Annotated in this window: 5 protein-coding genes; 4 read left to right on the forward strand and 1 reads right to left on the reverse strand. The window is 72.2% G+C overall.

Annotated features, from left to right (window positions below):
* On the reverse strand, nucleotides 1–1,438 hold a 1,438-nt coding region (locus tag FPZ41_RS42025), incomplete at its 3' end, for a 2-oxoacid:acceptor oxidoreductase subunit alpha (protein ID WP_322621423.1).
* 455 nt (nucleotides 1,439–1,893) lie between these two features.
* On the opposite strand from FPZ41_RS42025, the gene FPZ41_RS42030 reads away from it, so the two are divergent.
* The 4 genes from FPZ41_RS42030 (at nucleotide 1,894) to FPZ41_RS42045 (ending at nucleotide 8,223) form a co-directional block, all read left to right on the forward strand.
* A complete protein-coding gene (locus FPZ41_RS42030) occupies nucleotides 1,894–2,931 on the forward strand; it encodes an SMP-30/gluconolactonase/LRE family protein (protein WP_152869602.1) in 1,038 nt (345 codons plus the stop codon).
* Between the two features lie 127 nt (nucleotides 2,932–3,058).
* Nucleotides 3,059–5,431, forward strand: a complete 2,373-nt coding sequence (locus FPZ41_RS42035) for an MMPL family transporter (RefSeq protein WP_152869604.1) — start codon at nucleotides 3,059–3,061, stop codon at nucleotides 5,429–5,431.
* Nucleotides 5,432–5,788: 357 nt separating this feature from the next.
* Nucleotides 5,789–6,466, forward strand: a complete 678-nt coding sequence (locus FPZ41_RS42040) for an HAD family hydrolase (RefSeq protein ID WP_152869606.1) — start codon at nucleotides 5,789–5,791, stop codon at nucleotides 6,464–6,466.
* Nucleotides 6,463–8,223 carry an FAD-dependent monooxygenase gene (locus FPZ41_RS42045; protein WP_152869609.1) on the forward strand — a complete coding sequence of 587 codons (1,761 nt, stop codon included), beginning with the start codon at nucleotides 6,463–6,465 and terminating at the stop codon, nucleotides 8,221–8,223. The genes FPZ41_RS42040 and FPZ41_RS42045 overlap by 4 nt, the downstream gene beginning before the upstream one ends.
* Nucleotides 8,224–8,484 lie beyond the last annotated feature (261 nt).

The following is an 8,484-nucleotide window of genomic DNA, read 5'->3' on the forward strand; positions in this document are numbered from 1 at the left end:
GGATGGCCCAGGGGCGGGCGAGGGTGTGGGGGTCGCGTTTGTAGGGCCAGAACACCTCGGTGCCGTCGGGCTTCGTGTGGTTGGGGCCCTGTGCGAACTGCACGGTCAGGTCCGGGAGTTCGTCCAGCTCGGGGATGCGCCAGGGTTCGGAGCCGTTGGCGAGGTAGCCGTCGGAGAGCAGCATCACCGGTGTGCGGTAGGTCAGGGCGATGCGGGCCGCTTCCAGGGCCGCGTCGAAGCAGTCGGCGGGTGTGCGGGGCGCGATGACGGGGACGGGGGCTTCGCCGTTGCGCCCGTACATGGCCTGGAGCAGGTCGGCCTGTTCGGTTTTGGTGGGCAGGCCGGTGGAGGGGCCGCCGCGCTGGATGTCGATGACCAGCAGCGGCAGTTCCAGCGACACCGCGAGGCCGATCGTCTCGGACTTCAGGGCCACGCCGGGCCCGGAGGTGGTGGTCACTCCCAGGGAGCCGCCGAACGCGGCGCCGAGTGCGGCGCCGATGCCGGCGATCTCGTCCTCGGCCTGGAAGGTGCGGACACCGAAGTTCTTGTGTCTGCTGAGCTCGTGCAGGATGTCCGAGGCGGGGGTGATGGGGTAGGAGCCGAGGAAGAGCGGCAGGTCGGCTTGTTGTGAGGCGGCGACGAGGCCGTAGGCGAGGGCGAGGTTGCCGGAGATGTTGCGGTAGGTGCCGGCGGGGAAGGCGGTGGTGGCCGGGGCGACCTCGTAGGAGACGGCGAAGTCCTCGGTGGTTTCGCCGAAGTTCCAGCCTGCGCGGAAGGCGGCGATGTTCGCTGCGGCGATGTCGGGTTTCTTGGCGAACTTCGACTTCAGGAACTTCTCGGTGCCCTCGGTGGGCCGGTGATACATCCAGCTCAAAAGGCCCAGCGCGAACATGTTCTTGCTGCGCTCGGCCTCCTTGCGGGTGAGGTCGAACTTCTTCAGGGCCTCGACCGTGAGCGTGGTCAGGGGCACGGGGTGGAGGCGGTAGCCGTCGAGCGAGCCGTCCTCCAGGGGGGAGGCGGTGTATCCGACCTTCTGCAGGGCGCGTTTGGTGAATTCGTCGGTGTTGACGATGATCTCGGCGCCGCGGGGGAGGTCGTTGATGTTGGCTTTGAGGGCGGCGGGGTTCATGGCGACCAGGACGTTGGGGGCGTCGCCGGGGGTGAGGATGTCGTGGTCGGCGAAGTGGAGCTGGAAGGAGGAGACGCCTGGCAGGGTTCCTGCGGGGGCGCGGATTTCGGCGGGGAAGTTCGGCAGGGTGGACAGGTCGTTGCCGAACGAGGCGGTTTCCGAGGTGAAGCGGTCACCGGTGAGCTGCATGCCGTCACCCGAGTCCCCCGCGAAACGGATGATCACCCGATCCACCCGACGGACATCCTTGGTGCTGGTCCCGGCCGGCGGCGGCTCGGGTGCATCGATGTCCACGGCGTCTACCGTCACGAGACTCGTCTCCTCTGGCTCTCCGGTGTCCGGCCCGGCTGCATGCGCTGTCGTCCGCGCAGTCCGCGTCATCCGCGCTGTACGCGCTGACTCACCGGGACGCTAGGCAGCCGGACTTGCGGCAGGCCAAAGCGCACTCTCCGGCCGCCCCCGCCCCGCCCCGTCGTGGCCCCGGACGGTGTTTCCGAGGTACAGCAGCGGTTCAGCGGTTCTTCAGCGTGGGTCGAGACGCTCTTCCGGGCCGGTAGGCAACCTGACTCGGTGGTTTCTCCCGTCGGTGGCAAGCACCGGACGGCTGCCCCGCCCTTCTGCCGTGCCCTGCCTCGGCCGGCCGATCACCGGACTTCCGGCCTTGCCACCGCAGGGTCACTCGACTTTCGGCCCTGCCACCGCAGGGTCACCCGACTTCCGGCCCTGCCCCGCAGGGTCGTCACCACTGCCTGAAGGAGCACACATTGGACGCGTCAGTTCCGGCCTCCCGCCGCACGCTGCTCAGACTCGGCGCCGTGGGCGCCGTGGGCGGCGCACTCGCCGCCGCCCCCCTGCCGGCGTTCGCGGCGTCTCGGTCCGGGGGCTCTCCGCTGCCGGGCACCCTCTCCGTCAATGCCCCGGGCGTGTACCCGGAGGGCGTCGCCTGGGATCCGCGGCGGAAGGCGTTCCTCGTCGGGTCGAGCGCGCAGGGCACGATCTCGGTGGTCAAGGCCGACGGTTCGGTGACTTTGCTGGTCGCACCGTTCGCCCAGGTCTCGGTGCTCGGTATCACGGTGGACGCCGCCCGTAACCGCGTGCTGGCCGCGTACACCGACTACTTCTTCCGACTGCTCGGCATGGTGGACCCCTCGCAGCCCCCGGTGTCCGGGGTCGGTGTCTTCGACCTGACCACCGGTGCCGTACAGCACCTGGTCGACCTGTCCGCCGGTCAGGCCGAGCCGCGCGCCAACGACGTCACCGTCGACGACGACGGCACCATCTACGTCACCGACACCGGGGTCGACACCGTCAGCGTGGTGAGCCGCGACGGCAAGGTGATCCAGGTGATCCAGGACGACCGCTTCGTCACCTCCGACACGGGACCGAACGGGATCGTCGCCCACCCCGCGGGCTTCCTCCTCATGGGCAAGTACGACGGCGGCCGGCTCTTCCGCATCGACCGTCCCCGGTCGGCGCGGCCGGTGGTCAGCGAGGTACGGCTCGACCGCGCGCCGCTCTCCCTCGACGGTCTCGCGCTGCGCAAGGACGGCTCGCTGGTCGCCGCGGTCAACGACCTGTCGCTGTCCGGCGGACGCACGGGCAGGGACGCGGTCGTGGTGCTGCGGTCCACCGACAACTGGCGTACCGCGCGCACGGTGCAGGACCAGACCTGGCCGATCGAGGACCCCACGACCATCGCCGTGACCCCGTACGGCGACTACGTGGTCAGCGGCGGGCTCCGCGAAATCCTGACCGGCGTCCCCTCCGCCACGCCGGGCCAGTTCCACCTGCGCCGCCGCTGACGGCGCCTCAACGGGCGCCCGCACCGGCGCCCTCCCACCCGCGCCCCGTACATACGGCCCCGTACGCGGTGCTCGCCGCGTACGGCTCCGTACGCACCTCACCAGCTCAGAACTCCCGGGAGTCCCCATGTCACCCGTAGCCCACGACACCCCGCCGCCCGAAACGGCCCCGCCCCGCGGCCTGTTCAGCGCCCTCGCCCGGCTGACCGGCGCCCGGGCCCGGCTGCTGCTCGTCCTCACCGTGATCCTGCTGGCCGGGGCCGTCGTCCTGGGCAGCGGGGTGGCCGACCGGCTGCGCAGCGGCGGCAGCGGGGGCGTCGTCGACCCCGCCTCCGAATCCTCGTACGCCGCGGACATCCTGGAGCAGGAGTTCCCCGGCGCCCGCCCCAACCTCGTCCTGCTGGCCCGGGCCGGCAGCGGGGTCGACGAGGCCGACGTGGCACGTCAGGGGCGCGAACTGGCCGCCCGCCTCGCCGACGAGAAGGGCGTCACCGGGGTCACCTCCTACTGGGACACCGGGGCACCGGCGCTGCGCTCCAAGGACGGCCGTGAGGCCCTGGTGGTGGCCCGCCTCACCGGGGACGAACTGGCGGCCGAGCGCACGCTGGAGGAGCGGATCACCGGGCACTTCGACGGACAGCAGGGCGACCTCACCGTCCGCGTCGGGGGCAGCGTCGCCGTCCAGCACGAACAGCAGACCCTCATCAGCGAGGACCTCCTGCGCGCCGAGGCCATCGCGCTGCCGATCACGCTGATCATCCTCATGATCGTGTTCGGCAGCGCCGTCGCCGCCCTGCTCCCGCTGGGCATCGGCATCATCGCGATCCTCGGCACCAACGCGGTGCTGCGCGTCCTCACGTCCTTCACCGACGTCTCCGTCTTCGCGACCAACCTCACCACCGCCCTCGGCCTGGGCCTCGCCATCGACTACGCGCTGCTGATCGTGCGCCGCTACCGCGAGGAACTCGGACACGGCCGGGACATGCCCGGCGCGCTCGCCGTCACCCTCAACACCGCGGGGCGGACCGTGCTGTTCTCGGCCGCCACGGTCGCCGTCTCGCTCGCCGCGATGCTCGTCTTCCCGCTGTACTTCCTGCGCTCCCTCGCGTACGCGGGCATCAGCGTGGTGGTCCTGGCGGCCGTCGCGGCCCTGGTCGTGCTGCCCGCGCTGCTCGCCGTCCTGGGCCGCCGGATCGACGCGCTGGACGTCCGCAAGCTGTTCCGGCGCCGCTCCCGCGAGCAGCGGCAGTCCACCGAGGCCGGGGCGGGCTGGGCCCGGCTGGCGCGGTGGGTCATGCGGCGCGCGCCCCTCGTGGCCACCGGCACCCTCGCCGTCCTGCTGCTGCTCGGCGCGCCCTTCCTGAACGTCGACTTCGGCACCGCCGACTACCGGCAGCTTCCCACGTCGGCCGATTCCCGGGTGGTGCAGCAGCACATCAACGACGGATTCCAGGGCAACCCCACCGGAGTGATCGAGGTCGTGGCCGAGCAGGCGACCCCCGCTGAACTCGGCAGCTACGCCGGGCGGTTGTCCAAGCTCCCCGAGGTTCTGCGGGTGGACGCCCCGACGGGCCGTTACACCGAGGGCAGGGCCGCCGGGCCCGCGCAGCCCGACCGCAGCTCCGGCACCGTCTCGTACCTCACGGTGGTGTCCGGTGTGGAGGCCGTCTCCGACGAGGGCAAGGACCTGGTGCGGGACGTACGGGCGGTGGACGCGTCGTTCCCGACGTACACCTCCGGGACGACCGCGGCCATGATCGACAGTCAGGCGGCCATCGGGCGCGGCCTGCCGTGGGCCCTCGGCATCATCGTGCTCGCCACGCTGGTGCTGGTGTTCCTGCTCACCGGCAGTGTGCTCGTGCCCATCCAGGCGGTGCTGCTCAACGCGCTCAGCCTGACCGCGATGCTGGGCGCCGTGGTGTGGGTCTTCCAGGACGGCAACCTGTCGGGGCTGCTGGACTTCACCTCGACCGGGAGCATCGAGACGGCACTGCCGGTGCTGATGTTCTGCCTCGCCTTCGGGCTCTCCATGGACTACGGGGTCTTCCTGCTCTCCCGGATCAAGGAGGAACGGGAGCGCACGCTCGACCACAAGGCCGCGGTTGTGGAAGGCATCCGCAGCACCGGAGGCGTCATCACCGCCGCCGCGCTCGTCCTCTCCGTCGTCATGGTGGCCATCGGCACGTCCCGCATCACCAACACGAAGATGCTGGGACTGGGCGTCGCCCTGGCGATCCTCATGGACGCGATGGTGATCCGCACACTGCTCGTGCCCGCGGTCCTGTCCCTCACCGGCCGGGCGACCTGGTGGGCACCCGGGCCGCTGCGGCGGCTCCACGCGCGGTTCGGCATCAGCGAGGGCGGCTCGGCACGCCCCGCGTCGGCACCGGATGCGACTGGCTCGACCGACGCGACCGACGCGCCGGACGCGGCGGCGGCGCGGGAGCCGGAGGAACCCGCGGCCGCGGTTGGCGCGGCGGCCGGGAAGTCGTCCGACTGACGGCTGCGCCGACATGAGTTCGGAGTGCGGGAGGACCTCCACGGGTCCTCCCGCACTCGCTTTGGCGGGGAGCAGCCGCTTTGGCGGGGCGCGCTTGCCCTGAAGGGGCCCTGAAGGGGCCCTGAAGGGGCCCTGACGGGGCGCGCTTGCCCTGGCAGGGCACTCGCTTTGGCCGTGCGCATCCGCTTTGGCACGGCGCAAGCCCTCGTCGTTAGCGTCCGGAGCACCGCGTCAGGCGGACGCCGGAGCCACCCGGAGCAGCCCTGAACAAGGGGGGACAGTCCGATGACAGCCACTCAACCGTCCGGGCCACGGTCGCGGTCGGTACGCCGCGTCGTACTGAGAGAAGGGAACGACATGGCAATCGACACGATCGTCGTCGACTACGGGGGCGTGCTGACGAACCCGCTCGTGGAGACCTTCGCCGCCTTCGCCGGACTGGCCGGGATCGACGCGGGCGACCTCGCCCAGGCGTTCCTGACGGCGACGGAACGCCACGGTGAGACGCCGATGGCCGCGCTGGAGACCGGCGCGATCACGGAGCGGCAGATGGTGGACCGCATTCTGGCCGAACTCCCCGAGGGCGCGGGCCGGATCCTGGCGGACGGGCGCAGCTTCGGCGAGCTGTGGTTCCGTGGCCGGCGCCCCAACGAGGCGTTCCTGGAGTTCCTGCGCGGCCTGCGCGGCGACGGGTACCGGCTCGCCCTGCTCACCAACAACGTCCGCGAGTGGGAACCGCTGTGGCGCGCCCAGCTCCCCGTCGACGAACTCTTCGACGTCGTCGTGGACTCGCACCGGGAAGGCGTACGCAAGCCCGACCCGGCCATCTACCGAATTCTGCTCGAACGGCTCGACACCACCCCGCAGCACTGCCTGTTCGTCGACGACACCGAGGAGAACTGCACGGCCGCGGCCGAACTCGGCATCCGCTCCGTGCGGTTCGCCGACACCGACGGCGCCGTCCGTGAGATCTCGACCCTGCTCGACCGCCCCCTGGCCATGGCCGCCGACGCCGCGAGAGGTGAGCTGAGATGACCGTTCCGGTTCTGGTCGTCGGCGCCGGGCCCACCGGGCTCACCGCCGCCGCCGTGTTGCGGGACCTCGGCGTCCCCTGCCGCGTCGTCGACCGGCGCCCCGGTCCCGGCATCGCCCCCAAGGGACTGGTGCTGTGGAGCGGCGCCCTGGAGTGCCTGGACCGCCTCGGCGTCGCCGAGAAGATCGCCGAGACGGCGCTGCCGCTGACCGGGGGGTCCTACTGGTCGAACGGCCGGCGCCTCGCCGTGGCGCGCTTCGGCGGGCTGACGGGCACGGCCTTCCCCGGGCCCCTCTGTGTACCGCAGCCGGTCACCGAGCGGGCGCTGCACGCCCGGCTGACGGAGCTCGGCGGCACCGTCGAGTGGGAGACCGAGGCCACGGCGGTCGCCGTGAACCGTGGCGGTCCCGAGGAGTCGGTGACCGTGACGCTGCGCTCGGCCCGTGGCGAGGAGACCCTGACGGTGCCCTGGCTGATCGCCGCCGACGGCGCCCGGGGCCTGGTGCGCGACAGCGTCGGCATCCCCTTCGAGGGCCACACCTTCGACCGTATGTTCCTGATCGGGGACGGCCGGCTGGAGGGCGCGCCCGCCGACGCCGAGGTGCAGCACCACATCGCACCGGACGGCGTACTCGTGATCGTCCCCCAGCCCGACGGCCACCGCGTCTTCTTCGACATGGAGCCGGACGGGCAGACCGAGCCGCCCACCGAGGAGTTGCTGCAGCGGCTCCTCGACGAACGCGGCCCGGGCGGGCTGCGCCTGCACGACACCTGGTGGGCCAGCCGCTTCCGCGTGCACGCCAAGGTCGCCCCCCGGTTCCGCGAGGGCCCGGTGCTGCTGGCGGGCGACGCGGTCCACGCCCACACCACCGCCGGCGGCCAGGGACTCAACACGGGTGTCCAGGACGGCTACGACGTGGGCTGGAAGCTCGCGAGCGTCGTACGCGGCGCCGATCCGGCGCTGCTCGACAGCTTCGAGGCCGAACGCCGCCCGGCGTCCGTCAGGGCCGTCGCGAACGGTGACCAGCAGACCCGGATGTGGCTGCTGCGCAGTCCGGCGGCGCGACTCCTGCGGAACACGGTGCTGCGGCTGCTGTCCGCCACCGGCCTGCTGGAGAAGAAGGCGATCCCCCTGCTCGCCCAGCTGGACCTGGACCACTCCATGAGCCCGGCGGTGGCCGATCTCGACGGTGCCCCTGCCGTACCGCGCGCACTGAGGCTCGGCCGGCGTTCCCCCGACCTGGCCCTCGCCCCGGTGCACGGCACGACGGCGCGGTCGCTCCACGCCCACCTGTCGGCCGGCCGGCACACCGTGCTGGTGCACGGCGACCTGGCCGCCGGGGAACTCGCCGCGCGAGCCGCGGCCGTCGTGGGGGAGCGGGGTGCCGGGGACGTCGTGCGGGTGCTGTGGATACAGCCCGCGAACACGGCTCCCGCCGAACTCCCGCAGGACGGCGCCGGGTTCGCCGTGGCGCGGGATGCGGGCGACGCGCTGGGCGGAGCCGGTGCCCCGTGGTGCGCGTACCTGCGGCCCGACGGCGTCGTCGCGGCCCGCTCGGGCCCGGCCGGCCTCGACGACCTCCTCTCCCGGCTTCCGTCCCGCCCGCCTCGTATCACCCCGGTCCCGGCCCAAGGGCCTGTTCTGAGTTCCCCGCCTGCGCCCCGACGCCCGGCACGCACTCCCCCACTCTCGGCTTCACTCGAGCGGGGGGACCCCCATGCCGCACGGCGCCGCAGGACAGGTGGCTCCGCCACATGACCTGCGACACCGCACTCCGATCGCACGCTCCCCCACCCTCGAACCGCGCTTCGCACGGCTCGGGCGGGAGGTACCCCCACTCCGCCGCTGCGCCCGCGCTTCGCGCGGACGACGGGGAACTCAGAACAGGCCCTAGGCCCTGACGCGGCTCAGCACACCGCTCGTGCTATCTCCCTGGAAGGATCGACCCTGACCATGACCATCCCCATGTCCGCGTCCGCGTCCCTTTCCGCGCTCGCGCCCGTGTCCCCTCCCACGCCC

Source organism: Streptomyces acidicola, assembly GCF_009377235.1.
GTDB lineage: Bacteria > Actinomycetota > Actinomycetes > Streptomycetales > Streptomycetaceae > Streptomyces > Streptomyces acidicola.